This is a genomic window from Blastochloris sulfoviridis (assembly GCF_008630065.1).
In the GTDB taxonomy this organism is placed as follows: Bacteria; Pseudomonadota; Alphaproteobacteria; order Rhizobiales; family Xanthobacteraceae; genus Blastochloris; species Blastochloris sulfoviridis.
The window spans coordinates 18,111-44,182 of record NZ_VWPL01000005.1 but is presented as its reverse complement, the minus strand read 5'-3'; the positions used below and the strand labels follow the sequence as shown (position 1 = coordinate 44,182).

19 protein-coding genes are annotated in these 26,072 nt (G+C 67.3%); 11 read left to right on the top strand and 8 right to left on the bottom strand.

The features are described from left to right. Positions 1-2 precede the first annotated feature (2 nt). The 3 genes from F1193_RS04050 to F1193_RS04040 all read right to left on the bottom strand — a co-directional run bounded on the left by F1193_RS04050 (position 3) and on the right by F1193_RS04040 (position 3,477). Positions 3-1,574, bottom strand: coding sequence for an oleate hydratase (locus F1193_RS04050; protein ID WP_210247292.1), 1,572 nt, complete (start codon positions 1,572-1,574; stop codon positions 3-5). A 133-nt stretch (positions 1,575-1,707) separates the two neighbouring features. Further along, positions 1,708-2,181 (bottom strand): PaaI family thioesterase, encoded by a 474-nt coding sequence (locus tag F1193_RS04045; protein ID WP_150096392.1) that lies wholly within the window; start codon positions 2,179-2,181, stop codon positions 1,708-1,710. 168 nt (positions 2,182-2,349) lie between these two features. Next, positions 2,350-3,477, bottom strand: coding sequence for an NAD(P)/FAD-dependent oxidoreductase (locus F1193_RS04040; RefSeq protein WP_150096391.1), 1,128 nt, complete (start codon positions 3,475-3,477; stop codon positions 2,350-2,352). A 435-nt stretch (positions 3,478-3,912) separates the two neighbouring features. Here F1193_RS04040 and F1193_RS04035 point away from each other — a divergent pair, with 435 nt between their 5' ends. Beyond that, a complete protein-coding gene (locus tag F1193_RS04035; protein ID WP_246164114.1) occupies positions 3,913-4,959 on the top strand; it encodes a D-alanine--D-alanine ligase family protein in 1,047 nt (348 codons plus the stop codon). A 57-nt stretch (positions 4,960-5,016) separates the two neighbouring features. Next, the gene (locus F1193_RS04030; RefSeq protein WP_246164112.1) at positions 5,017-5,556 is read left to right on the top strand and encodes an NAD(P)H nitroreductase; all 540 of its coding nucleotides are present in this window, start codon (positions 5,017-5,019) and stop codon (positions 5,554-5,556) included. Positions 5,557-5,651: 95 nt separating this feature from the next. Here the strand turns inward: F1193_RS04030 and F1193_RS04025 are convergent, their stop codons facing one another. Beyond that, positions 5,652-6,575: a hydrogen peroxide-inducible genes activator gene (locus F1193_RS04025; protein WP_150096389.1), complete on the bottom strand. Its 924-nt coding sequence runs from the start codon at positions 6,573-6,575 to the stop codon at positions 5,652-5,654. Between the two features lie 169 nt (positions 6,576-6,744). Here F1193_RS04025 and katG point away from each other — a divergent pair, with 169 nt between their 5' ends. The 9 genes from katG to F1193_RS17025 all read left to right on the top strand — a co-directional run bounded on the left by katG (position 6,745) and on the right by F1193_RS17025 (position 20,787). After that, positions 6,745-8,913 carry a catalase/peroxidase HPI gene (gene katG, locus F1193_RS04020; protein ID WP_150096388.1) on the top strand — a complete coding sequence of 723 codons (2,169 nt, stop codon included), beginning with the start codon at positions 6,745-6,747 and terminating at the stop codon, positions 8,911-8,913. 339 nt (positions 8,914-9,252) lie between these two features. Beyond that, entirely contained in the window at positions 9,253-10,323 is a 1,071-nt protein-coding gene (locus F1193_RS04015; protein WP_150096387.1) for an alkene reductase, read from the top strand. A gap of 19 nt (positions 10,324-10,342) precedes the next feature. Continuing rightward, positions 10,343-10,945, top strand: coding sequence for a TetR/AcrR family transcriptional regulator (locus F1193_RS04010; protein WP_150096386.1), 603 nt, complete (start codon positions 10,343-10,345; stop codon positions 10,943-10,945). Positions 10,946-11,196: 251 nt separating this feature from the next. Beyond that, the gene (locus tag F1193_RS04005) at positions 11,197-12,369 is read left to right on the top strand and encodes a cell surface protein (protein WP_150096385.1); all 1,173 of its coding nucleotides are present in this window, start codon (positions 11,197-11,199) and stop codon (positions 12,367-12,369) included. Beyond that, positions 12,369-13,334 (top strand): DUF6384 family protein, encoded by a 966-nt coding sequence (locus F1193_RS04000; protein WP_150096384.1) that lies wholly within the window; start codon positions 12,369-12,371, stop codon positions 13,332-13,334. Before F1193_RS04005 ends, F1193_RS04000 begins: the two co-directional genes overlap by 1 nt. A gap of 2 nt (positions 13,335-13,336) precedes the next feature. Continuing rightward, a complete protein-coding gene (locus F1193_RS03995; protein ID WP_150096383.1) occupies positions 13,337-14,773 on the top strand; it encodes a coiled-coil domain-containing protein in 1,437 nt (478 codons plus the stop codon). 265 nt (positions 14,774-15,038) lie between these two features. Continuing rightward, a complete protein-coding gene (locus F1193_RS03990; RefSeq protein WP_170263345.1) occupies positions 15,039-15,959 on the top strand; it encodes a tellurite resistance TerB family protein in 921 nt (306 codons plus the stop codon). Positions 15,960-16,090: 131 nt separating this feature from the next. Further along, entirely contained in the window at positions 16,091-16,525 is a 435-nt protein-coding gene (locus tag F1193_RS03985) for a hypothetical protein (protein ID WP_150096381.1), read from the top strand. 575 nt (positions 16,526-17,100) lie between these two features. Further along, positions 17,101-20,787, top strand: a complete 3,687-nt coding sequence (locus tag F1193_RS17025) for a cadherin domain-containing protein (RefSeq protein WP_170263340.1) — start codon at positions 17,101-17,103, stop codon at positions 20,785-20,787. Positions 20,788-20,916: 129 nt separating this feature from the next. On the opposite strand, the gene F1193_RS03975 is transcribed toward F1193_RS17025, so the two are convergent. The 4 genes from F1193_RS03975 to F1193_RS03960 form a co-directional block, all read right to left on the bottom strand. Continuing rightward, complete coding sequence (locus tag F1193_RS03975) at positions 20,917-21,687, bottom strand: sulfite exporter TauE/SafE family protein (RefSeq protein WP_150096380.1); 771 nt, start codon at positions 21,685-21,687, stop codon at positions 20,917-20,919. 1,197 nt (positions 21,688-22,884) lie between these two features. Further along, positions 22,885-24,807, bottom strand: coding sequence for a DUF4857 domain-containing protein (locus F1193_RS03970; RefSeq protein WP_150096379.1), 1,923 nt, complete (start codon positions 24,805-24,807; stop codon positions 22,885-22,887). Further along, a complete protein-coding gene (locus F1193_RS03965) occupies positions 24,807-25,715 on the bottom strand; it encodes an ABC transporter ATP-binding protein (protein WP_150096378.1) in 909 nt (302 codons plus the stop codon). Before F1193_RS03965 ends, F1193_RS03970 begins: the two co-directional genes overlap by 1 nt. Then, positions 25,712-26,032 (bottom strand): hypothetical protein, encoded by a 321-nt coding sequence (locus F1193_RS03960; RefSeq protein WP_210247291.1) that lies wholly within the window; start codon positions 26,030-26,032, stop codon positions 25,712-25,714. The genes F1193_RS03965 and F1193_RS03960 overlap by 4 nt, the downstream gene beginning before the upstream one ends. Positions 26,033-26,072: the final 40 nt, after the last annotated feature.

Genomic DNA, 26,072 nt, shown 5'->3' with positions numbered 1-26,072 from the left:
CGCTATCCGGCGAGCATGACGCGCGCGGCGTTCAACAGCACGTCGGGGCGATTGTCGGTGCGGACCACGGCGGGCGGCGCCGGCACGCGCCCGGTCATCGCCTGAACGGCCGCCCAGGCGGAGCGCACCGAGTATTCGACGGTGAACACGCAGTCGCGCTTCATCTCGCAGAACTGGCCGATAATGGCGAAGTTCTCGGCGCCGTCGGGGCGAACCGGCGGGCGATCCCCGGCCCGGCGCGGCATGAACTGGCTGGTGATGAACGGCATGCGGCAGGGGACGATGCGCGCGCCGGAGAACCACGCAGCCTGTGCTTCGGTCAGGCGCAACTGGCCGGCCAGTTCCTCAAGGATCTCGGCGCCGGTTGCCTGCCACATCGGCTTTCGGACGAAATCGCCGTCGCGCTCGCCGCGCAGCCCGTATCCCCAGAATACGTAGGTGCGTTGCGCCTGGGTGCGGAAATGCGGCTGGTGGAGCATGATGATCGATAGCGTCCAGCCAGAGCCGGCGAAGGTCACGAGACCGCCCGTGCCGGTGCGGTTGCCGCTGAAGCGCTCCATGAAGTCGAAGAATTCGGGGCCGTCCAGCGTGACGGTGAAGGAGTTCCAGGCGGTCTTGACGGTGTCGGCGCAGAAGACCTCAGGCCGGCCGAGGCCATCGTACCGTGCCGCGAGCCTGCGCCACAGCCGCCACGCGGCGCCCTCGCGGTCGTCAAGCGCGGGCACGGCCGTTGCCGAGCCGGTGCAGGAGGCGTCGGTCATCGAGCCCAGCGTGATGTAGACGCGGTCCGCCGGGGCGACGGCGATGGTCTCGCCGGAGTCGAGCGCGAGGCGGGTGACGCGGCGGGCGCGGCTGTCGCCTTCGATCTCGACATCGCTGACGGCGGCGCCGGTGTGGAATCGTACGCCTCTTGAACTCAGCCATGCGCGGATCGGCTCGATCAGCGAGTCGTATTGGTTGTAGCGGGTGCGCAGCACCCCGGCGATGCGCGCGAGGCCGGGAAACAGATGGATGAACCGGCGCATGTAGCGGCGCATCTCGGCCAGCGAATGCCAGGGCTGGAACGAGAACATCGTCGACCACATGATCCAGAAATTGGACTCGAAGAAACCGGGGCGGAACCAGGACTCGATGGTCCTGCCGTCGAGCCGCGACTCCGGCGTCAAGGTCAGGCGAACAAGGTCGAAGATGTCGCTGGCGCCGAGCCGGAGGCGCAACCGGTCCTCGGCCTTTTGGCCCTCGCGGATCAGACGGCACTCCGAGAAGCCCGGAACCTGCGCGTTGAAGGCCAGGATGTCGGCCTTGACGCTGATCGACGGATCATCGGTGGCGGGAATGGTGTCGAGCAGGTCGAACGTGCAGACATAGTTGCTCTCGAACATGCGCCCACCGCGTGTGAGATAGCCGTCCGTGGCGTTTCCCGAGCCATCGAGGCTGCCGCCAAGGACCGGGCGCTGTTCGAGGATGCAGATTTGATCGCCGGGCACGCCGGCATCGCGCACGAGGAGCACTGCGGCGGCAAGCGAGGCGATGCCGCCGCCGATCATGAAATGCTCAGCCGCTGTCTGTGACATGCCCATTCCCCCGTCTCGACGCTTCAGGCCGCGTCCGGCGTGGGCGTGGCCTAAGCCGATGGAACCGAACAGAGGATGGGATTATCGCCGCGCGCGCTGGTTCTGTCGCGGCCTTGAATCGGCGCTGCGGCTCTCAACCCGGCTGGGCCGTGCCGAAATCCTCCGGCATCTGGATTGCCACCACATGGCCGCGGGCGGTGAGCACGCCGGCCGCCAGCACCGCGGTCTCGACCACCACCTTGCGGCCCTTGACCTCGGTGATGCGGCCGCGCAGCTCGATCGGGCCGTCGATCGGCGTCGGCTTGAGGAAATCGACGTGCAGCGATCCGGTGACGAATCGGAATGGCGGCAGGGAATCGAGGTCGCGGCCCTCGGCGCGGTACATGGCGGCTGCGGCGCTGCCGGTGCTGTGGCAGTCGATCAGCGAGGCGATCAGCCCGCCATAGACGAAGCCCGGCACCGAGGTGTGATAGGGCTCGGGCGTGAAGCGGGTGACGGTCTCGTCGCCCTCCCACACGGTCTTGATCTGGTGGCCGTGCGCGTTCAGGCGGCCGCAGCCATAGCAGTGCGCGACGTTCTCCGGATAGTGGTCCTGGAAGGCATCCATGTGGGGTTCCCGCTCCGATGATTCCGATGAGTGTGAGACCGCCGGACGTCGAGGCCCGGCGGCCATGGCGAATGGCGGTCAGCCCGGCGCTGCCGCGTGCGGAATGGCCGAGCCTTGGCTTGAGGGTGCCCCTAGGGAGCCGCGCCGGTCAAGCCGGCAGGCGAGCGGTCAGCGGAACGTCCGCAGATAGTAGCCCTCGAAGAATCGTTTCAGCCAATGGAACAGCTTCATCCGTGGGCCGACGATGTTGAAGCGCTCGTTGCGGAACACCAGCATGCCGTCGTCGAGCGTGTCGACGATGCAGATCAGTTCCGGCTTGAACCGGGTCTTCGGTTCGCGCCCGGCCAGCGCGGCGGCGATGTTGGCGGCTGCGGCCTTGGCCTGCAGGTCGGCCTGATGGGCCTGCTTGGGCATCCAGTCGGGGCCTGGGAACGAGCCGGCATCGCCGACTACCCAGACATTCGGCCGTCCCTCCACCCGGCACATCGCGTCGGCCATCACCATGCCGCCCGGCGACAGCGGCAGGTCGGTACTGGCGAGCCAGGCCGGGCCGGTGATGCCTGGCATGAACAGGATCAGGTCGGCGTCGATCTCGCCGCCGTCGGTGACCACCTTCTTCTCCTCCATGCACACCATCTTGTGGCCGAGATGGGTCGCGATCTCCCGCCGCTTCATCTCGGCGATGAGGCCGTCGACGGCCTTCGGCCCGAGGCGGGCGCCGGGGCGCGGGGAAGGGTTGAAGAAGGTGATGTCGAAGCGGTGGCGGCGGCCCTGCCGGCGCAGCAGCGTGTCGATGATGAACAGGAACTCGAACATCGGCCCGCCGCGCACGGCGCCCTGCTCGTTGGGATTGGCGGAAAAGCCGATGGCGATGCGGCCGGAGGGCAGCGCTTCGAGGCGCCGGCCGATCTCTTCACCAACGGCGATGCCTTCGCACGGGATCAAGGCATGCTCGATGCCCGGCAGCTTGCGGATCAGCCGGCCGCCGGTGGCGATGACGAGATGGTCGTTGCGATAGGCGCCCTGGTCGGTCAGTACCGTGCGCCCGCCGTCTTCCAACCCGGTGACCGCGGCGCGTACGAAATTCACGCGGTGCTGGGCGAAGAAGTGCCTGAGCGGCACCTTGAGCTCCTCGCCCTTGCGCAGGTTCGCCGGCAGCCAGATCACGCTCGGCAGATAATGCAGCTCGTCGCGCGGCGAGATCATGGTGATCTCGGCATCGACCCTGTGCCGGCGCAGTTCGCGCGCGGCGGTGAGCGCGGCGAAGCCGCTGCCCAGGACGGTGATGTTTGTCACGTTCGGCTCTCCCGGTCGGATCGCCGACGTAAGGGACGCCGGCCGTGTGGATGCAATCATCGCCCAGCCTCGGTCTGCAGTCTGTGACGATGTCACCGGCGGTTGCGCCGGGCCCTTCGCCCGGGCGGAGGTCTTGGCGCCACCATTGCAATGATCCGGCTTCTTCCGCTAGGTCAGAATTCGGCCGGAGACGATGCGCTGCGAAGCCGCGCCGCGGTTCCCGCCGCCGGGACACGGACGTGTCCAGACAGCAGGCCGGCGATGGCTCTGCCGGTCTGGTCGGGCGACTGCACCGGCGTGTACGCGCCACACCGGATTCCGTGCCCGGGGGGAACATTCATCCGATGACGACTCGTCGCGCAGGCTGCGCGCTCGCCGGTTGGTGCGGGCCTGCCGGGGAAACAACGCCACTCGTCGGCCCATGCCGGAGGCACAATGTCCGTGTTGGCTCGTCAGTCGATCTGCGATCGCGTGATCCGGCCGCCGAAGGCGCCTGCAATCCGCATCCTGTTTCTCGCGCGCTACGCGCCGCAGGAGCCGGACTATGTGTGCCACGCGTTTGCCGGCGATGGCGGCTATCCCGCCTATTATCACCGCGTGTGGCGCACCCTCACTCAGCTTGGCTATCCGGTGATCACCACGCGAAGCTGCCACGCGCTGCTCGGCACGCCGGGCAATATCGATCTGGTGTTCTCGCTCTACAACCGGATGCCGATCAACAATCCCGAGGTGTTCGTCGCCTCGATGTGCGAGTTCCTGCGCGTGCCCTGCGTCGGCGCGCGACCCAACACGCGGGCGCTCGCCGAGGATAAGTGGTTCGCCAAGCTTGCGGCCAAGGCGATCGGCATTCCGGTGACGGACGGCGCGGTCTACGCGACGGCCGCGGACCTTGCGACGCCACCGTCGTTTCCGGGGCCGTATTTCGTCAAGAACCGCTTCGGTGCGGCCTCGGAAGGCGTGAGCGCGGACTCCATCCAGGACGACTGGGCGGGCGCGGCTCGCGTCGCAGCGGACCTGATGGCGCGCGGCATGGCGGTGCTGGTGGAGGGGTTCGCGCCGGGCATCGACATCACCGTGCCGGTGCTGGGCGGGACGCCGCCGCTGATGCTCGGCGTGGTGCGGCCGCGCTCGGACCGGGCCGGCGCCATCATCACCGAGGACCTCAAGCGCAACGACCCGCTGGGCTATGAGATGTTCAGGCCGGACGACGCATTGCGGACATCGCTGGACGCCGATGTCGCCGCGTTGTGGACGGCGGCCGGGCCGATGGATTATCTGCGGCTCGATTACCGCTTCGATCCGGCGACCGGCCGGCGGGTGTTTCTCGAATTCAACATCTGCTGCCACATCGGCCGCAGCGGCGCGATCTGCCTCGCCGCCGGCGAATGGGGCCTCAGCCAGGCCGACGTGCTGGGCCATGTGGTCGAATACAGCCTGCGCCGGCAGGCCGGGCTCAGGGAGGCACGCGCATGGGTGTCGTGACGGCGCTATCGACGCGCGCGCAAGTGACGATTGAGTGGGGGACGGATTGTGGACGCGATGACGCTTCTTCTCGAACGGCGTTCGTGCGCCAAGCTCACGTCGCCGGGGCCGGCGGGGGATCAGCTCGCCGCCATCCTGCGCGCGGGCATGCAGGTACCCGATTTCCAGCATCTGCGCCCGTGGGAGTTCATCGTCGCGGCGGACGATGGACGCAACCGGCTGGGCGAGCTGATGCGACAGGCGGCGGAGGCCGCCGGTGAGCCGGGCGAGGTGATCGAGCGCGCCGCGCGCATGCCGCTGCGCGCGCCGGTCGTCATCATCGTGGCGTCGCGTTTCAGGCCGCATCCTCTCGTCAACAAGTTCGAACAGCAGCTCAGTGCCGGCTGCGCGGTGATGGCCATGCAGATGGCCGCGCTCGCCCAGGGCTTCAACGGCATCTGGCGCTCCGGCTGGCCGATGTTCAACCGCCACCTGCACGCGGCGCTCGGCCTCGGCGACGAGGATCAGATCATCGGCTTCCTCTATCTCGGAACGGCGGAGGCACCGCCGCCGCCAGCGCGCGACGTCGATATCACCAATCACATCCGCGCGCTGTGACGAGGCACCCGCGGATCATTGGCGATTCCGGAAATGCGCGCATCGCGATCCGTGTTCGAGGTCGCGAATTCCGGCCATCGAGGCCGGTTCTCGGCTCATCCGGCGTGTGGCGCCGAATGGGGCAGGGCACGCCGACGCACGGTCTCGCGCACGGTCTCGGCAATGTGCGCGAACTGATCGGACAGGGGGTTCGTTCGGCGCCAGACCATGCCCAGCGTCCGTGTCGGGCGGGGCTGTCCGAGCCGCGCGACGGAGACGTCCGCGGAACGGGTTTCGATGGCGATGGCGATTTCCGGGATCAGGGTGACGCCGATGCCGGCGCCCACCATCTGCACCAAGGTCGAAAGCGAACTGCCTTCCATGAGGTTGCGTGTCGCCGATGAGGGCATCTTGCAGAAGGATAGCGCCTGGTCGCGGAAGCAATGCCCTTCCTCCAGCAGGAGAAGGCGCATCTCGCGCAGCGTCTCCGGACAGGGCACCGGCTTTGAAGCATCGGCCTTCGGGCGGACCAGGACGAACTCCTCCTCGAACAGCGCGTGCTCGTGCAGCGCCGGCTCCGACAGCGGCAAGGCGACAATGGCGGCATCCAGGCGGCCATCGATCAGGCCCTCGACGAGCTTGTGCGTCACTGCCTCGCGCGGCCTCAGATCAAGCCCGGGGAAGCGCTCCGTCAGCCCGTGGATGATCGCGGGCAGCAGATAGGGGGCGACCGTCGGGATGACGCCGAGGCGCAAGCGCCCGGTCAGCGGGCGCAGGGACGTGCGAACGAGGTCGTCAAGCTCGTCGACCGCCCGCAGGATGTCGCGCGTGCGCTCGACAAAGGCTTCACCGAGACTGGTGAGCCGGATCTGCCGCGTGCCCCGCTCGATCAGCGGCGCGCCGAGCAGATCCTCCAGTTCCTTCATCTGCAGGGACAGCGCAGGCTGCGAGATGGCGCAGGCTTCGGCCGCGCGCCCGAAATGGCCGTGCTGGGCCAGCGCCTCGAAATAGCGCAGATGTCGCATCGAGAGACCGCTCATAAGAAATACCTATCACACCAATAAGAAAATGCAAATTCGCTTTATGGAACGGCCCTGCTATCGATCGTTGAATAAGCGGAGGGTTTGCTGGCGAGGAGTCGCCATGCCCGTTAAGGAGGATGAAACGGATGCCCTTCGCTCACGCAGTCGGTAAATGAGGGAGAGAGACATGGATACGAAGACGATGGCATCCGCCGGGAAATGCCCGGTGATGCATGGCGCGAACACCTCGACCAGCAGCACGGTGATGGATTGGTGGCCCAACGCGCTGAACCTCGATATTCTCCACCAGCATGACACAAAGACCAACCCGCTCAAGGGATTCAACTACCGCGAGGAGGTCAAGAAGCTCGATTTTGCTGGGCTGAAGAAGGACCTCACCGCGCTGATGACCGACAGCCAGGACTGGTGGCCGGCGGACTGGGGTCACTATGGCGGCCTGATGATCCGCATGGCGTGGCACGCCGCCGGATCCTACCGCACGGCCGACGGCCGTGGCGGCGGCGGTACGGGCAACCAACGGTTCGCGCCGCTGAACTCGTGGCCGGACAACGCCAACCTCGACAAGGCCCGCCGCCTGCTGTGGCCGATCAAGAAGAAGTACGGCAACAAGATCAGCTGGGCCGACCTGATCGTCCTGGCGGGCACCGTGGCCTATGAGTCGATGGGCCTCAAGACCTTCGGCTTCGGTTTCGGCCGCGAGGACATCTGGCACCCGGAAAGGGACGTCTACTGGGGCTCGGAGAAGGAATGGCTGGCGAAGAGCGGCAACCGCTATGAAAGCGACGACCGCTCATCGTTGGAGAACCCGCTGGCGGCGGTGCAGATGGGTCTCATCTACGTCAATCCCGAGGGCGTGGACGGCAATCCCGACCCGCTGCGCACCGCCAAGGACGTGCGCGTGACGTTCGCCCGCATGGCGATGAACGACGAGGAAACCGTGGCGCTGACCGCAGGCGGCCACACCGTCGGCAAGTGCCACGGCAATGGCAGCGCCGCCAATCTCGGCCCCAGCCCGGAAGGCGCGGACGTGGCCGAGCAGGGCCTGGGCTGGATCAACCACACGACCCGCGGCGTCGGCCGCGATGCCGTGACCAGCGGCCTCGAGGGCGCCTGGACCACCCATCCGACCAAGTGGGACAACGGCTATTTCTATCTGCTGCTGACCTACGACTGGGAGCTCAAGAAGTCGCCGGCCGGCGCCTGGCAGTGGGAGCCGATCAACATCAAGGAGGAAGACAAGCCGGTCGACGCAGAGGATCCGTCCATCCGCCACAACCCGATCATGACCGATGCCGACATGGCCATGAAGATGGATCCGGTCTATCGGCAGATCGCGGAGCGGTTCTACAAGGATCCGGATCTTCTTTCGAAAACCTTCGCCCGCGCCTGGTTCAAGCTGACCCATCGCGACATGGGGCCGAAGGCGCGCTACATCGGTCCGGACGTGCCGGACGAGGACCTGATCTGGCAGGATCCGGTGCCGGCGGGCCACAGGGACTATGACGTGGCGGCGGTGAAGGCGAAGATCGCCGCTGGCGGCCTCACGGTTCCTGAGATGGTGTCGACCGCCTGGGACAGCGCCCGCACCTTCCGCGGCTCGGACATGCGCGGCGGCGCCAATGGCGCGCGCATCCGCCTCGCTCCGCAGAAGGACTGGGAAGGCAACGAGCCCGCGCGTCTCGCCAAGGTGCTGGGCGTGCTGGCCGGCATCGCCAAGGAGACCGGGGCGAGCCTCGCCGACGTGATCGTGCTCGCCGGCAATGTCGGCGTCGAGACCGCGGCGAAGGCGGCCGGCTTCGACGTCACCGTGCCGTTCGCGCCGGGCCGCGGCGATGCCTCGCAGGAGGAGACCGATGCGGAATCCTTCGAGGTGCTGGAGCCGCTGGCCGATGGCTACCGGAACTGGCTGAAGAAGGACTACGTCGTCAGCGCCGAGGAGCTGATGCTGGATCGCACCCAGCTCATGGGCCTGACCGCGCCCGAGATGACGGCGCTTGTCGGCGGCATGCGGGTGATGGGCACCAATCATGGCGGCACCAGGCATGGCGTGTTCACCGACCGGGAAGGCGCGCTGACGACCGACTTCTTCGTCAACCTGACCGACATGGCCAACACCTGGGTGCCCAAGGGTTCGAACCTCTACGAGATCCAGGACCGCAAGACGGGTGCCGTGAAGTGGACCGCGACGCGCATCGATCTGGTGTTCGGGTCGAACTCGATCCTGCGCGCCTATGCGGAAGTCTATGCCCAGGACGACAACAGGGCGAAGTTCGTGGGTGACTTCGTCGCCGCCTGGACCAAGGTGATGAACGCCGACCGGTTCGACTTGGCGTGACCTGAGCGAACACCCCTGCGCAGCCGGATGGTTGCGCGGGGGCTTCTGTCGTGAGGACTCGCGTCTCGGTCAGGCGGCAGGCGCTGCCGGGAACGCTCGAAGATCGAGCCTCATACGAACGGCCCCAGACGCTGACGCGTGGGGCCATTCGCAGTCGCGGATCTTCTTTCATGAAATCATATATTTCGTGAGAATCCGCGACCGGAGCCAACGGTCAGCTTTCGCTGTCATTGGTCTCACACATTCCATCCGTCGTCCCGTCCCGCGCTTCGCCTTGACCGTACCGGACGGCTCAACTAGGTTCTGGACCGATCAGTCCATTACCTTGAAGGTGCCAGCATGCCCGCGTTCGACCACCTCCTGTCGCCAGTCAAGCTGGGGGCGCTCAGCCTGCCGAACCGCGTGGTGATGGCCCCGCTCACCCGCAGCCGTGCGGTGGAGGGCGACGTGCCGTCGCCGCTGGCGGTCGAGTATTATTGCCAGCGCGCCGAGGCCGGCCTGATCATCAGCGAGGCGTCGCAGGTCTCGGCCCAGGCGAAGGGCTATCCGCGCACGCCGGGCATCTTCACAGACGCCCAGGTCGCCGGCTGGCGCGCCATCACCGACGCGGTCCATGGCCGCGGCGGCCGCATCTTTCTGCAGCTCTGGCACACCGGGCGGCTGTCGCACCCGTCAACCCAGCCCGATGGCGGCCAGCCGGTGGCGCCCTCCGCCATCCGGGCCGAGGGCCAGACCTTCACCGCCACCGGGCTTCAGCCGTTCGTGACGCCGCGTGCGCTGACGTTGGAGGAGATTCCCGGCGTCGTCGCCGATTTCGCCGCCGGCGCCGCCAACGCCAAGCGGGCTGGGTTCGACGGCGTCGAGATTCACGGCGCCAATGGCTATCTGATCGACCAGTTCCTGCGCGACGGCACCAACCAGCGCGACGACGCCTATGGCGGCCCGGTGGAGAACCGCGCCCGCTTCCTCAAGGAGGTGGTGGAGGCGGTCGTCGGCGTGTGGGGTGCCGACCGGGTGGGCGTGCGGCTGTCGCCGATGTTCGACAATTATGGCATGCGCGATTCCGACCCGGCGGCGACGTTCGGCTACGCCGCCGAAATGCTCGGCCGCTACGGCCTCGCCTATCTGCATGGCATGCAGGGCGGGCCGGCGGGGTTCGATTTCGGCGCGTTCCGGCGCCGGTTCGCCGGCAGCTACATCGCCAATAGCGGCTATGACGCGGCGCGGGCCGACGCGGCGATCGCGGCCGGCGATGCCGACCTCGTGGCGTTCGGCGTGCCGTTCATCGCCAATCCGGATCTGGTCGAGCGCTTCCGGCGTGGTGCGCCGCTGAATGCGCCCGATCCGGCGACGTTCTTCCAGGGCGAGGCGCGCGGCTACACCGACTATCCGACGCTTGCTGCGGGGTAGGCGGCGGATCGCGGGCGTCATGGTCAGGCCGCAGGAGTTCAACACCGCCGAGGTGCTCGACAAGGCGCTCGGCCTGTTCCGGCGCAAGGGGTTCGAGGCGACCTCGATGTCCGATCTCCTGGCCGCGACGGGGTTGAGCCGGAGCAGCCTCTATGCGGCCTTCGGCGGCAAGCGCGACCTGTTCCTCGCGGCGTTCGACGCCTACCGCGCCGAGCGCACCGCGGAGCTCAACCGCAACCTTGACAGCAGGCCGGCCCGCGAGGCGATCGAGACGTTCTTCCGGTCGATCATCGACTCGGTCCACGGGCCCGAGTCGTCCTGCGGCTGCATGAGCACCAACCAGGCGGTCGAGCTCGCGCCGCACGATGCGGCGATTCGCAGCCGCATCGCCGCCGATTTCCAGGCGATCGAGGATGCCTTCCGCCGCACCATCGCACGGGGGCAGGCGGAGGGCTCGATCGCGTCCGCCAGGGATGCGGGCGCCATCGCCCGGCTGCTCGTCGTGGCGTTCCCCGGCTTTCAGGTGATGGTCCGCGCCGGCGCCGACCCGGCGCGTCTCGACGCCGCGCTGAAGGAACTGCTTACGCTGCTGGGCGAGGGTCCGCCACATCCGTCGGCCTAGAGTGCGATCCGATCCGACTGCGCCAGATCGGGCGATCTAAGCTCTTGAGTTGTCGCGTTCTCTTTCGCGAAACCGGCATCCACTTTTGCGGAGAATGCTCTAGCCCCTTCTCTTTCGCGGGACCAGTCCCACTTCTCCGGAAAATGCACTAGAATCACGCTATTGGTGCACCGGTTTCGCGGTGCGCCGGGAGCTGTCCGCCACCACCTGCGGCGGAGACGGTTACGCTGGCGAGCGATGGAGACGATGCAATGGCAGACGTGATCCCGCCCACTTCGATGCAGTATCTCGACCGAGCGGTCGGCGCGTTGCGTGATGTCGGGCTCGCGCCCGAGAAGACCGAGCCTGCCCCGATCAACGCCCTGCTGGAGAAGATCTCCGACCTCGACCCCGACAAGATCCAGGTGATCGCCCGCACGCTCGGCCAGGCCTCGCTGTTCAACGAGGTCGTCCGAGAGCAGATCGCCGGCATGGAGATCGGCCAGCGCTACGAGCAGATCACCGCCGGCTTCAACTCGATCCGCGACGACGCCAAGCGCATGGTCGACCAGATCGCCGACAGCAAGCTCGACATCCTGGAGCGGGCCACCAATGTGTGGATGAAGATCGCGCGCGGCGACATTGCCGACCGCTTCGACAAGATCAAGGCGATCTATCTCGACGTCACCCAAGCCACGAAGGGCCAGATCGATCGCGAGCACGTCATTCTCGAAGCCTATCGTGACTTCCGCGGCGCGCTGAAGCAGTCCGAGGTGCTGGCCTTCGAAGTGCTGGCGACCGCCACCAAGGCGCTGGAGCGCGAGCGCAGCCTGCTCGCCGAGGCGTCGGCCAAGGTCGCCGGTTTCGCCGGCACGGAACCGGCCGAGCGGGCCAAGCTCGAGCTCGCACGCGACGAGCAGATCCGCCGCGTACAGGACGAGGAAAGACGCTATCAGATCGCCAAGGATCTGTCCGACAACCTGACCATCTCTTACAATACATCCGAAGTGGTGATGGCGCGGCTGCAGCAGACCACCAACGCCAAGGAGAGGATCTACGCGCAGTCGATCTCCTTCTTCTCGACCAATGACACCGTGCTGACCGCTCTCAAGGCATCCTTCACCGGCATGTTCGGCCTGCACGAGTCGACCGCCACGCTCGACGCCATGAAGGAAGGCATCTCGAAGTCGCTGGAGACGCTGTCGGAGGTCGGCTCAGAGGTGCAGGAGGCGGCCATCCGCTCCGGCTATGGACCGACCGTGCGGGCCGATGCGGTGAAGAAGCTGGTCGACTCGGTGGTCTCCTACCAGGAGCGCGCGCAGACCATCATCGACGAGATGCGCCAGATGGCGACGAAGAACTCCGCCGAGATCCGCGATGCCGTCGAGGACGGCAAGCGCCGTGTGGCGAAGCTGGTCGCTGACGGAAAGGCGCTGTCACTCTGATGGCGGCGGCGCCCGACACTGCGGCACCGCCTGCCGAGGCGGCGCGCAAGCCGGCCGGCTCGCTCGACGAGCTGATGCTGGCGATGGATGTCGTCGACACGCTGCGGCATCGCACGGTGATGGTGGAGCGCGAGCTCGCCGAGGATACGCGCGAGGGGGAGCTGATCGCGCGGCTGCGGGCGCTCTACAAGGGGCAGGGGATCGACGTTCCGGACAGCATTCTCGCCCAGGGCGTCAAGGCGCTGAAGGAGAGCCGCTTCGTCTACACGCCGTCGCCGCCTGGCTTGCGCCGGCTGGCGGCGCTGACGTGGGTTCGGCGCGATCGGTATGGCATGCGGCTTGGGCTCGTGGTTGCCGCCGGCCTGGCCGCGTGGCTGGTCTATGATGTCGGTGTCGTGCGGCCGCAGCGGCAGGCGGCCGAGGCCGTCCGTGTCGAGCTTTCCGAAACCCTGCCGCATCGGCTCGCCACGACGCGTGACGCCGTCTATTCCGAGGCGATCGACGCGGCCGCGCGCCAGCGGGCGGATGCACTCTTCACCCGTGGCCGCGCCGCCCTCGATCGGCGCGATGTCGCCGAGGCACGCACGGCCGCCGCCGATCTCGACGGGCTGGTGGTGCAACTGCGCCAGGAATACGAGCTGCGCATCGCCGGCCGGCCGGAGGATCGGACCGGGATCTACCGCGAGCATCCGAGCTACAAGGGACACGCCTTCTATCTCGTCGTCGATGCGATCGATCCGCAGGGGCGTCCCGTCAAGCTGCCGATCCGCAACGACGAGACCAACAAGATCGAGATGGTCAGCCGCTTCGCCGTGCGCGTTTCACAAGCGACCTACGAGGCCGTGCGCGACGACAAGGTGCGCAACGGCATCGTGCAGAACATACGGCTCGGCGAGAAGCGGCGGGGCACCCTGGAAACGGTGTTCAAGATGCCGGTGCTCGAAGGCCGCATCACCACCTGGTGAGGATGTCGATGATCTCGGGCCGCGATGCGATGATGACGGTCGAGCAGGCGATCAGCCGGGCGCGCACCGACGAGGGGCAGTATGATGTCGCGCTCCGCGCGGCGATGGAACAGGCTGCCATCCTGCGACGCACCGAGGCGGAGGGATTCCGCTCGCTCGCCCGCATCCGGCTTGACGCCGCGATCCGCGAGAACGTGATCGGCTCGCTCGACGCCAGCGAGCGGGCAGCGCTCGCCATGATCGACGAGCACCGGCGGCGTCTTGAGGCGTTGGCCGGGCAGCGCGACGAGGCGCAGCGCGCCCTGGAGCAGGCCGAAGGCGAGAAGCACCGCGTCGACCAGATTCTGGCGGAGGCGCTCGATCGGCTGGAGGATCTGCAGCAGGCAACGGCCGAGCGCATGCGATCCGATAAGGCCTGGCAGTCGGCGAAGGCCCGCCTCGATGCGGCGCGCGAGGTCGCCGGCAAGGCCGAGGAGAAGGCAGCCCAGACGGAAGCCGATCTCTCCGCCAAGCGCAAGCCCTACGAGGACGATCCGCTGTTCATGTATCTGTGGCGCCGGCGGCACGGCCAGTCCGAGGATACGAGCGGGTCGCTGGTGCGGTCGATCGACCGCTGGGTGGCCGATCTGGTCGGCTACCGCGACGCGCGGGCGAATTTCGTGATGCTGCAGGAGATCCCGTTGCGGCTTCGCGAGCACGCCGACGGCAAGCGGCGCGAGTTCGAGGCGGTCGAGCAAACCGTCGGGCAGATCGAGCGCGCCGCCCTGGTGGCCGATGGCGTCGAGCCGCTGGAGGCCGCCGTGGCGGCAGCGCAGGCCGAGGTGGAGCGGGCCGAAGCCGAGGTGACGGCGGCGACGGTACGCCTCGCGGCGCTCGACGCCGAGCGACAGGCCGAGGGCGGGGTCGGCGATGCCGCCGTGTTCGACAAGGCGACCGACATGCTGGCGCGCGCGCTGGCAACCCAGGATCTGCAAGACCTTCTCGCCAGCGCCAAGCGGACGCCGCAGCCGGCCGACGACCAGGCGATCGGCGTGATCGCCGAGACGCGCCGCCGGCTGCAGGCGGTCGAGAATGACCTCGGGCGCCTGCGCGAGGCAATCCGCGACATGGCGGAACACCGCGCCGAGCTGGAGAGCGCCCGCGACCGGGCCCGCCGGTCGGGCTATGGCGATCCGCGTGGCACCTTCGAGGGCGGGGCCGACCTGCTCGGCGAGGTCATTGGCGGCATTCTGACCGGCGCCATTCGGGGCGCCGAGCTCGACCGCGTGCTGCGCGGCGGGTTCCGGTTTCCGCGGCCGCAGTCCGATCCGGACTTCGGCCGGCGCGGCCGCTCGCCATGGCCGAGCCCCCGGGGCGGGACGGACCGCGGTGATGCGGGATTCCCGCCGTCCGGCGGCGGTGGCAGCGGCGGCGGGTGGCGCACCGGCGGCGGTTTCTGATCGCGAGGACGAGTCCCGGCACGCCGTCCGCCGGCGAACCGGCGCGGGTTGAGCCGTCAAGCGGCTCCGCGGACGTCAAGGCCGGAAACCGGATGGCGTCTGGGGTGTTGTCCCACGCGCTGCAAAACGGCAGCGCTCGGCGTTCGGCATGGGGCCCGGTGCGACCGTGCGTCCCTGGTTGAAGGACGTCACGCGGGGCTGCCGTCAAATGGGCCGCTCAGATCGATGCATGAAGGCTCAGCCTTTCCCAAGGGAGATTGCGACCATGGATTCGAAGAAGTTGCTCGATGCGGTCATGGGCGGCGGCTCGCCGCAGGGCGCGGCCGGTGGAATTGGCGAGGTTCTCGGACAAGCGGCGAGCGAGGTCCAGGCGGGGATGCGCGAGGGTGCGGCCGGCAAGCCGGTGGGCGCTGGCAGCTTCGCGTCGGTGGTTGGCCAGATCCTTGGTGCCGCGACCTCCGGCCTGCAGAAGGCCGCCCACGACATCGACGCCCGGACCGGGGTCAGCGACAAGGCCAACCAGACGCTCAAGGATACGACCGGTTCGAGCGCCGGAGACCTATGGGCCAAGGCCCGCGATCTGGTCGGCCAGAACCAGACGGCGGCTGGCGCGGCGCTCGGCGGGCTCGCTGCGCTGTTGCTCGGCACCAGGGCCGGGCGCGACATCGCGGCAGGCACAGCGAAGCTCGGCGGCCTCGCCGTGATCGGCGGCCTCGCCTACAAGGCGTGGGAGAACTATCAGGCCGGCAAGCCGATCATCGACATGGGACCGGGCGTGCAGGCGCCGCCCGGCGAAAGCGCCTTCGGCGAAACCGCCGATGCGGCCGCCGACCAGCAGACCGCGCTTTTGATCGTGCGCGCGATGATCGCTGCGGCCGCGGCGGACGGCGTGGTCGATCAGGCCGAGCGTCGCTACATCGTCGGCGGGCTCGCCCGGGCGGGACTCGATGCCACGGAGACGAACTTCCTGGAGAGCGAGTTTGCCAAGCCGCTGACGGTCAATGCGCTGGTCGTGCAGATCGCATCGCCGGAGGTTGCGGCGCAGGTCTACACGGCCGCGCGGCTCGCCATCAACCCCGACAATGCCGCCGAGAGGGGCTTTCTCGCCAATCTCGCAACCGGCCTGAAGCTCGATCCGGGATTGGTGGCGCGACTCGACGCGGCGGCTGCCGGCGCGCAATCCTGACGCGGGCGGCCTGCGGCCCGCGCCGCGATCCGGCCTTTCATGGCGCTGCCTGGAGAATGCAATCGAGCGGATCGGTGTGCTACTTTTCAAACAATGAACGTTGGGGGGCAGTCTTGCGACGTGCGGCCTTGTTGCTCTTCGCCGCGATGGCGTGCGGGTTCGGCCGGGCCGAAGCCGCCTCCATCGGGGCATGCGAACATCTCGACCGGATCAGCTTCCTCGCCGAAGGACCGCGCACGTTCTCGAACGGCAAGATCCGGGTGGCGCTGGTCGATACCGACGGCGAGCCCGTCTCCGGCAGCGTCCATGTGCTGGTGTTCATACCGGAGGAATCAATCGGTTCCCGGTGCTTCGCGGTCAGCCGGACCGCTGCGACCGCCGAGGGCGGCAGCGCCCTGGGGTTCTACGACGTCGCCTGGGCCAAGCTGAAAGCATCCTATGACGCCCAGACGGGCCTGCTGATCGTGCTGCCCTACAGCCTCTATGACGGCAGCGGCGGGAGCCCCGCCGGAGACCTGCGGATTCGAATCGATCTGCGCGGAGAGGGAGCGGTTCGGCTGGAGTGATGCGACCCCGGCTTGATCAGCCGGATATGCCAGCAGCCCAGGAAACCGCATCAACGGGAGGCGAGGGGGCTGCTTCCCGATCCCTTTTCACAGCCGAGTGCCGGCCCACCGCGACAGTCTTTCGCGACAGTCTTTGCGGCCTCCACCGATGACCCATCGTCATCGTGGCCGGGCTCGGTTTCTGCGCCGCACATCCTTGTTTTTCAAAAGAATTCAACAGTTGGACGGCCGTGCAGGCAAATTCGGCCACATGCCTGAGCTTTGCCTTGAGTGTGGCAAGGTCAGCAAAGGTTGATGGCCGCTGGTATAGGTTAATATTTTCCTGATTTGGATCAGGGAAACGGGTTGGACAAGGCCGCGGGGCGATGCATCAATAGCAAAAGATGTCTGGCAGCGGTCGCGCATCTCTTTGTGTGCGTCAAGTTCAGCGTTTCAGGCGTCTTCAGCGTTCCGGGCGCCATGCTCGACTTCCGAAGGGCGAGCATCGGGCGACCGACATCTCAATAGTCAAGACAACGTTTCAGAAGCACCATCACATCGCGCGGCCGGCGCAGAGATTTCTAAGGAGAGCGGTCATGGCAGTCGTGGTCGGCAACATCACGCTTGATGGACTCCTGGGGGACTGGACGGCGACCGACCGGATCGACGGGGCCGCACCGGTGGACGGCTTTGAAGCCTACGGCAAGACGACCGGCGACAGCTATGTGTTCGCGATCAAGGCGCCACTCGACACCACGATCGGCACCAACACCACGATGTGGCTCAACACCGATCAGAACAACAGCACCGGCTACAAGATCTGGGGCTGGGCTAACGGCGTCGAGTATCAGGTCGAGCTCAATGCAGGCGCGCTGAAGCTCTATGCGGTCGCTCCCGACGCCTCCGGCAATCCCGTTACCACCTACAAGCAGGATCTCAGCTTCGCGCTGGGCGCGGACGGCACCACCATCGAATTTGCGGTCCCCAAGGCCGCGATCGGCAGTCCCGCCGGCCTCAGTGCGCTGATCGATATCAACGACCAGACCTTCTTGCCGGGGGTCTACAACACCGCCTACGCCGTCACCGACACCGGCAGCCTGCCGGCGCGCGCCGATCTCACCAAGAAGGTGGCCATCGTCTATTCCGACACGACCGCCGCCCGCTATTTCGGCCTGACGGACGTCAACCTCGCCGAGACCGCGTACACCCAGCTCTTCATGGCGGCGCAGAACCAGGCGGCGATGGCCGGCGTGCCGTTCGACGTGATCACCGAGGCCGACCTCAAGGATCTCTCCAAGCTGGTCAATTACGACGCAATCGTGTTTCCGTCGTTCGAATACGTCAAGGCGGCCGATGTCGCGGCGATCGAGAGCAACCTGACCCTGCTGGCGAAGAACTACGATACGAGCCTGATCACCGCCGGCAACTTCATGACCAACAGCGAGACCGGCGCGGCGCTGGCGGACGCCTACGCGCGGATGAAGGCGCTGTTCGATGTGCAGCTCAAGGCGTCCGGCTGGAGCGGCTCAAGCGGCGTCACCATCAAGTCGGTGGGCAGCGGATTTGATGGCGTCGGCGGCTATACCGCCGGCGAGACGATCAACGCCTATTCGAACAGCGGCGGCGTCGGCTGGCTCGCATTCGAGGACGCCACCGCCGGCACCACGCCGCTCTCCGTGATCGCCACCCAGACGGTGACCGGAACGGGCGGCGGCTCCTACAATGCCGTTATCGCCAGCAGCATCAATGGCGACCGCAACGTCCTGTTCTCGACAACCTCGGTGATGGGCGACAACAATCAGCTCTCGCAGGCCATCTCATACGCCGTCAACGGGGCGACAGGACCGACGGTCGGCCTGCAGATGAGCCGCCAGGGTTCGATCGTGGCGTCGCGCACCGACATGGACCAGTCGCAATACATCGACGAGGTCCATCCCGACGACGGCAGCGCCGGCATCTATGACAAGATGCTGCCGATCCTCCAGTCGTGGAAGACGGCGTACAATTTCGTCGGCTCCTACTACATCAATATCGGCGACAAGCAGTCGGCGGGCGAGTGGACCAACCCCGCCTACTCGCTGCCCTACTACCAGCAGCTTCTCGCCCTCGGCAACGAGATCGGCAGCCACTCCTACACCCATCTCGTCAACCTGAATCCGGCCGAGAACACCAACATCCTCAAGACGGGCACCGGCCCCGGGACGTTCGACTACGAGTTCCGCGCCTCGCGCGACTACATCGCCAACCTGCTGGGCCTGGACAAGTTCAGCATTGGCGCGGCGGTTCCGGGCGCGGGCGAAACGCGGGCGACGGCCGAGCAGATCATCCAATATTACGACTATCTCACGGGCGGCTATTCGAGCTACGGCGCGGGCTATCCCGGCGCGTTCGGCTATCTCTCCGCCCAGGATGCCAGCGCCGGCAAGGTCTATCTCGCGCCCAACATGAAGTTCGACTTCACGCTGATCGGGTGGGAGAAGATCGGCGCGGCGGCGGCGCTGGCCGAGTGGAAGAAGGAGTTCGACGCGCTGTCGAAGCACGCCGAGCTGCCGGTCATCCTCTGGCCCTGGCACGATTATGGGGTGACCGTCTCGGAAGGGGGCGGCTACACGAAGCAGATGTACACGGACTTCATCGCCTATGCCTACAGCAAGGGCGCGGAGTTCGTCACGCTCGCCGATCTCGCCGACCGCATCAAGAATTTCGAGCAGTCGTCCATCAATTATTCGGTCTCGGGCAGCACCGTCACCGCGACAGTGACGTCGGCGGATGCCGGAAAGTTTGCGCTCGATCTCGACAATCTCGGCTCGCAGGTGATCAAGAGCGTCGCCGGCTGGTACGCGTACGACAGCGACAGCGTGTTCACGCCGAAGCTGAGCGGCGGAGCGGCAACCTACACCATCACGCTCGGCGCTGCGGCCGATGACGTCACCCACATCACGGCGCTGCCGATGCGCGCCGAACTGCTCTCGGTGTCGGGCGACGGCACCAATCTGTCGTTCTCGCTGATCGGCGAAGGCCAGATTGTCATCGACCTCGGCAATTCGGCCGGCCGGACGGTCTCGGTGTCGGGGGCCAGGATCGTCAGCCAGGTCGACGATATGCTGACGCTGGATGTCGGCGCCAACGGGCAGCACGACGTCACGGTCACGCAGTCGGCGCCGGGGGTCAATGTCGCCCCGACCATCACGTCTGCTGCCGCCGTCGCGTTTGCCGAGAATGGAACGGGCACCGTGCTTGCGGTCACCGCCACCGATGCCGCAACCCAGACGCTGACCTATGCGATCTCGGGCGATGATGCCGCGCTGTTCACCATCAATGCGGCGACCGGCGCTCTCCAGTTCAAGGCGGCGCCGGACTTCGAGACCCCGCAGGACCAGGACCAAAGCAACGTCTACGGCGTGACGGTCACGGTCTCGGACAACGGCACGCCGGTGCTGAGCGCCACGCAGGCGTTGTCGATCACCGTCACCGATGTCGCGGGCATCACCTACACCGGAACCTCCAGGGCCAACACCTTCAATGGTGGTTCGGAAAACGACACCATCAATGGCAATGGCGGCAACGACACCCTCTACGGGAACGCCGGCGACGACGCGATCAAAGGCGGGGCCGGCAATGACAAGATGTATGGCGGCTTCGGCAACGACACCTATATCGTCAACAGCACCGGCGATCTGGTGAGCGAGGTCGGCGGCGGCGGAACCGACACCGTGAAATCGTCGGTGACGCTCAGCCTGTCGGACACCAGCCGCGTCCAGGGCGATGTCGAGAACCTGGCGCTCACCGGTTCGAACGCCATCAATGGCACGGGCAACGCGCTGGCCAATGTGATCACCGGCAACAGCGCCAGCAATGTGCTGACCGGCCTCGACGGTGCGGACACGCTGAGCGGCGCCGGCGGTCGCGACAGGCTGATCGGCGGCGCCGGCAACGACACTCTCACCGGTGGAAGGGGCGTCGACGCCTTCGTGTTCCGGGCTCCGGCCGAAGGTGTCGACACTATCACCGACTTCGTGTCGCGGACCGACTATTTCGAGATTTCGGCCTCGGGCTTCGGTGGCGGGCTGGTGGCCGGCACATCCGCGACCTTGAAGACGGTGGCCGACGTGGCCGCAGCCTCCAATACCGGCACCAAGGGCTACTTCATCTTCGACAATTCCGGCGCGAATGCCGGAACGGTCTATTGGGATCCGACCGGCGGCGTGGGCAGCGATGCCGTCGCCTTCGCCAAGATCGCCGCCGGCAGCGCCCTTGTGCCTACGGATTTTCACGTCGTGTGAACCGCACCGCTCAGAGGGTCGGCCTATCGGTCGTTTCCGCGTGATTCGGTTGCCGGCTGATCCCTTCGGGATACCGGAAATCGCGTGACACCAAGGGCATTGAGTGGCGATGGCTGTTTCTTGTCGTGATCAAAGGAGGTGGAGCGCGCGGATCATCACATAGACCGCAACAGCGAAGACCACCGCCGCAAACACGATGTTGAGCGCGCCGCGCTGCTTCGCGAGCCGGCGGGCTGCCGCAGTCCCCAGCAGTCCGCCGACGAACCCGCCGGCGACGAACACTCCGGACAGCGTCCAGTCGACCAGGCCCGAGACGGCGTAGTTGCCGGCGGTCGTCAACCCGAACAGCGTGACCGCGACGAGCGATGAGCCGACGGCGTTGATGATCGGCATGCCGGTCGCCATCATCAGGCCAGGCACGATCAGGAAGCCGCCGCCGATGCCGAAGAAGCCGGCGAGAAAGCCGGTGCCGGCGCCGATGCCGAGCAGAAATGGCAGGTTCTGGCGATCGAGCCGGACGTTCGGATCGCCCACCTTCGACCGGCGGCGCAGCATGATCACGCTGATCGCCATCATCGCCAGCGCAAACAGCACGAGGAGCTGCTGGCCGTCGGTGATCTTGCCCAATGTCGAGCCGCCGAGCGCGCCGATCACGCCGGCCAACGCGAACACGGTGGCGCAACGCCACTTCACGTTGCCGGCGCGCGCGTGGCTCACCAGATTGACCGCCGCGTTGACGGTGACTGCAACCGCGCTGGTGCCGATGGCGAGATGCGTGCTGCCGATGCCGACGAAATAGAGCAGCAGCGGCACGGCGAGGACCGAGCCGCCACCGCCGACGATGCCGAGCGAGAAGCCGACGACGACGCCCGAGAGAAGCCCGAGGCCGATCTGCACCATTGTTCCGTTCCCCCCCTTGCGCCCTGTCCGGGTTCTTCGATTGCACGACGGGACGCCGTGCCGCGCCCTTCTTGGTGTCACCGGCGAGCGCCGGCTTCTTGCGGTTTCCGGGTGATTGCCGCGCAATCCCGGAAAACGCGTCCTGGTGCCATTCAGATCATGACAGCAGGTCCGCGCGCCGCTCATCCGCCACCGCTGGCGGCTCCGGCGGCGCGATCGTTGGGAGTGCCTCGCCGCCAAGCCGCGCGGCTGCCGGCGAGGCACTCGTCATGGACGTTTCACTCCCCCACCGGGCAGAAGTCTGCACCGTCACGCGCGATGCCGCGACCGGCGAAGCAGGCTTTCATACATGTAATTTCATATATTCAGGTATAATAATATGATTTCTGTCAAGGGCGGCCGCGTGATCGGCAGGGGTGCGGCGCAGAAGGCGGCCAGGGGTACTGACGTGGGCGGGTGCTGACGTTGGCGGGTGCTGACTCGGGCGGGTGCTGACGTTGGCGTCGGCTTGCGAGCGGGCACTCAAGCGGCGCTGTCGCGAGCGCGCGGCCTTGGCGGTGGCCGGTGGCGTGCGTTGTCAGTTGCCGCACCTTGTGGGCGCGGTCGAGCAGCAGCGCCGAAAGCACCGCCTTCCACAAGCACCGCCTTGCCGGCACCGGCTTGCCGGCGCTGGCTGGCCCGCGTCCCAACGTGTGGCCGACGTCGCCAGCGTGGCGAGAACCGGAACGGGGTCAAGCCCTTGGCCTTGCCGATCACAAGTTTCACTTGTTCCGGGCGTCCAGATAGGGATGATCAAGGGCGGCTGGCGCCGGCGCGCAACAGGAGGAGTATGGAGGCGGCTCGATGACCCCATCGGGACGGGAGTTGTTCCGCTCGGCCGGCAACGATGCCCGTGGTCAAGTCGTTCGGCCGTACGTCGAGGATCCTCGTTTCCGGTCTCCCGAAGGGATCAGCCGGCAGCCGCATCGGGTGCCAATTCCATGGCGAAATCGCTCGACCATACCGACACGGGTCATCCCGCCACGTTTCATCCCGCGCTCTTGCCTCGTGCTCGCGGGTGGACTCGGTGGCCCGCGCGGCACCTGACTGGAACCCGGTTGCGCCAGACTCTGCCGGCGCTTCCAGCCGAACAGCAGCACGGCCCGCCGGCACGGTCAGGAACGCGCCTTGCCGGCCCGGTGCCTTGCCGGCCCGGTGTCAGGCGGTCCGCTCCGGCCAGGCCGGGCCGGTCAGGCGGGCGGCGATAAGGCCGAACATGCCGAATGCGATCGTCAAGGCGACGGTCACAAGGCGCTCGCGGCGGCTCGTCCGCCGGCGGTCGAGACCCCCGACGATCATCGCGAGCCCGAGCGAGACGGCGAAGGCAGTCCATGCGCCGGCAGCAAAGGACCATTCCAGCCGATCTCCGCCGCGGGCTTCCAGCCGGATTTCGAAGGGGACGAACGTGCGGACGACGCGCTCGGCCCAGCCGCGCGGGCGCTCGGGCGCCGCGCGCTCGAAAGTGTCGACCAGCGTCAGGTCCGGGGCCAGAGCGGCGGCACGCGCGCCTGCGGCATGGCTCCACGTCGCGGTGGGGGCGACGGGGTTCATGATCAGCTTGTAGTCCATCGCGTCGGGGACGTATCCCGCCGTCGGCAGCGGGACGAGGCGGTAGTCGCCGTTGCGGATCAGGAACAATCGTCCGTCGCGTGAGAGAAGTAGCCCCAGGAAACGCCGCTGCGCGTTCTCGACGACCTGGATGCTGCGGATGCCAAGATCGGCGGGGATCGGCGTGCGCACCACCCGCGGGCGGCCGCCCGCCCGCTTGATGTGGAACACCGCCCCCTTGGCATCGACGACGAGATATCCCTCGTCGAACGGCTTGAGGATGGTGGCGCGGCCTTCCACCAGCCGGGGCGGGAAGGCGAAGCCCTTCTCGGCCAGTGCCTCGGTGAAGATGCGTGTCGTCGCCGCCTCGACCGCGAGCGTGTCGACGTTGAGGAACTCCATGCGCTCGGCGGTGAAGCGGAACACGTCCTCCGGAAACTGCAGGCGGGCCTGTCCGGGCTCGGATTCGATCAGGGGATAGACCGGCACGTCGGCGCGGCGGTCGGCGATGTCGCGCGGCTTCAGCTCGAAGATCATGCGCTCGTCGGCCAGCGCCCGGCGGTCGAACGCCCGGCCGTCGATCGTGACCGGCAGCAGGCCCCACACCTCCATATCGCGGTTGTAGATGAACGGCAGCAGGGTCTGGAAGGTCTTGCGGTCGAGGTCCGCGCCCTCGCGTGTCGCGTGGCGGAATTCGTGATCGCGCAGATGTTCGCGATAGACGAAGGTTCGCGACACCGGGCTGAAGAAGATCTGGGTCTCCTCCATCTGCGCATCGAACAGCGTGCCGGTCGCGACCGGCGCGGCGATCGCGCAGACGGCGACGATCAGGACGATCGCGGCCGGCCGGCCGACGCCCGGCGAGGGCGCGCCGCCGCCGTCGCGAAAGCGCCGCGCCACCCAGGGAATGGCCGGAACGAACAGCAGCGCGAGGAGGATCAGGCCCCAGATGGCGTCGTCATAGGCGCCGCGGTGGGTCGAGAGGTGGCACAGCGCGACGATGGCGGCGGTGACGATGAGCCACGCCACGCGCCGGATCGCCTGCGGCTCCAGCATGGCCGCGACGCCGCCGAAATAGGCGACGAGGCCGGCCACCATCCACGGCACCGCCGCGGACAAGGCGCTCGTCACGAACTCGGCCGGAAACCAGATGCCGACGATCGCCGCCAGCGCCGCGGCGTTGAGGGCGAACAGCGTGACCAGCACCGCCGTTCCCACCGCCAGGTGCGCGAGGATCAGCCGGTTGGTGGCGATCGGCAAATGCAGCGACAGGCGCAGGTGGCCGCGCGCCACCTCGGGCGCGAACTGCACGAAGGCCAGAAGGGCGCCGATCGCCAGCGGAACGTACTCAAATCCGGCGACGATGTTCTGGCCGATCCGTCCCACCTGGTAGAACACCATCTCGGCGTGTTCGAGGGTGAATTTCTGGCGCAGCGTCATCGCGAAATAGAGGTGGAACGCGACGCAGCCGAGAAGGATGGCGGCGAGACGGCCGCGCAGCTTGATCCATTCCTTGAGGAGCAAGGGCCGCATCAATAGCTCCCGGTGTAGCCGACGAAGGCGTCCTCAAGGGTCATCGGGACTTCGCTCAAGTGGGCGGGGTCGATGCCGGCGCCTCGCAGCGTTGCGCCCACGGCCTCGGCTGAATGAAAGGCGTAGATCGACCACGTGCCGTCCGCCTCGCGCTCGACGGTGTGGAGCGTGCCGCCGGCGCGCAGGTCGGCGTCGGGCGCAACCAGGCGGAAGCGGCGGAAGTCGCGCATGAAGTGGTTGAGCGGGCCAAGATAGGCCGGCGAGCCGCGGCGCAGCAGGATCACGTCGTCGACCAGCCGCTCCATGTCCTGCACGACGTGCGAAGTGACGAACACGGTCTTGTTGCCGGCGCGGGCGTGATGGACGAGATGGTCGAGGAACAGCCGGCGGTAGCCGGCGTCCAGCCCCATCGTGTAGTCGTCGAGGATCAAGAGGTCGGGGTCCTGCGCCAGCACCGCCGCCAGCACCACCTGCGAGCGCTGGCCTTCCGACATGTTGCGGATCAGATGCTGCGGCGGCAGCCCGAGGCGGTCCATGAAGTCGTGGAACACCTCCCGCCGCCAGCGCGGATACCAAGGCGAGAGGAAGCGTTCCGTCGCCTCGATGCTCAGGAAGTCGTAGGCGAGGTGTCCCTCGAACACCAGGCCGATCCGGCGCTTGGCCTGTGCCGGCAAGGCGTGCGACGGCTCGCCCAGCACGCGGCAGGCGCCGGAGAGTGGCGCGAGAAAGCCCATCAAGAGCTTGATCAGCGTGGTCTTGCCGACGCCGTTCTTGCCGAGCAGGCCGACGATCCGCCCCCTCTCGACCGAGAAGCTCAGGCCGTCGTGGATGACCCTGCCGCCATAGGCGTAGCGCAGGTTCTCGACCACGATCGGGCGATCGAGCGGCCCTTCATCGGTCCGGCTCAATGGATGTCCGTCCCCGACAGGCGGACCTGATGTCCCGCGCCGCCGTCGAACAGCACCGTGAAGGCGCCGGAGGGCTTGGCGAAGACGAATTCCGACTGCTCGTTCATCGCCCCCTCGATCAGCACATTGCCCGAGCGATCGAGCACCGCCAGCCTGACGCCGGCCGCGGTCGCGCCGTCCGAGAAGCCGCCCTCGCACAGGATGGTGCCGTCGCCATTGTCGTAGCAGGCGCACAAGGGTGTGTGCGCGTCCGCGCGCCGGGCGAGGAGCGTGACTGCGGACAGCACGGCAAGCGCCACGAGGAAGTGTCGGGACACGGGGCAAACCCTTTGTCGCAAGGAGTCGTTTCGACGCGAT

What these genes read in the sequence shown, in the direction of transcription:
- F1193_RS04010 (WP_150096386.1), top strand. Translation starts at nt 10,343, where the DNA reads ATGGTCAGGCCGCAGGAGTTCAACACCGCCGAGGTGCTCGACAAGGCG.
- F1193_RS04045 (WP_150096392.1), bottom strand. Translation starts at nt 2,181, where the DNA reads ATGGATGCCTTCCAGGACCACTATCCGGAGAACGTCGCGCACTGCTAT.
- F1193_RS03995 (WP_150096383.1), top strand. Translation starts at nt 13,337, where the DNA reads ATGTCGATGATCTCGGGCCGCGATGCGATGATGACGGTCGAGCAGGCG.
- F1193_RS04000 (WP_150096384.1), top strand. Translation starts at nt 12,369, where the DNA reads ATGGCGGCGGCGCCCGACACTGCGGCACCGCCTGCCGAGGCGGCGCGC.
- F1193_RS03970 (WP_150096379.1), bottom strand. Translation starts at nt 24,807, where the DNA reads ATGCGGCCCTTGCTCCTCAAGGAATGGATCAAGCTGCGCGGCCGTCTC.
- F1193_RS04050 (WP_210247292.1), bottom strand. Translation starts at nt 1,574, where the DNA reads ATGTCACAGACAGCGGCTGAGCATTTCATGATCGGCGGCGGCATCGCC.
- F1193_RS03990 (WP_170263345.1), top strand. Translation starts at nt 15,039, where the DNA reads ATGGATTCGAAGAAGTTGCTCGATGCGGTCATGGGCGGCGGCTCGCCG.
- F1193_RS04015 (WP_150096387.1), top strand. Translation starts at nt 9,253, where the DNA reads ATGCCCGCGTTCGACCACCTCCTGTCGCCAGTCAAGCTGGGGGCGCTC.
- F1193_RS17025 (WP_170263340.1), top strand. Translation starts at nt 17,101, where the DNA reads ATGGCAGTCGTGGTCGGCAACATCACGCTTGATGGACTCCTGGGGGAC.
- F1193_RS04025 (WP_150096389.1), bottom strand. Translation starts at nt 6,575, where the DNA reads ATGAGCGGTCTCTCGATGCGACATCTGCGCTATTTCGAGGCGCTGGCC.
- katG (WP_150096388.1), top strand. Translation starts at nt 6,745, where the DNA reads ATGGATACGAAGACGATGGCATCCGCCGGGAAATGCCCGGTGATGCAT.
- F1193_RS04005 (WP_150096385.1), top strand. Translation starts at nt 11,197, where the DNA reads ATGGCAGACGTGATCCCGCCCACTTCGATGCAGTATCTCGACCGAGCG.
- F1193_RS03975 (WP_150096380.1), bottom strand. Translation starts at nt 21,687, where the DNA reads ATGGTGCAGATCGGCCTCGGGCTTCTCTCGGGCGTCGTCGTCGGCTTC.
- F1193_RS04030 (WP_246164112.1), top strand. Translation starts at nt 5,017, where the DNA reads ATGACGCTTCTTCTCGAACGGCGTTCGTGCGCCAAGCTCACGTCGCCG.
- F1193_RS04035 (WP_246164114.1), top strand. Translation starts at nt 3,913, where the DNA reads ATGTCCGTGTTGGCTCGTCAGTCGATCTGCGATCGCGTGATCCGGCCG.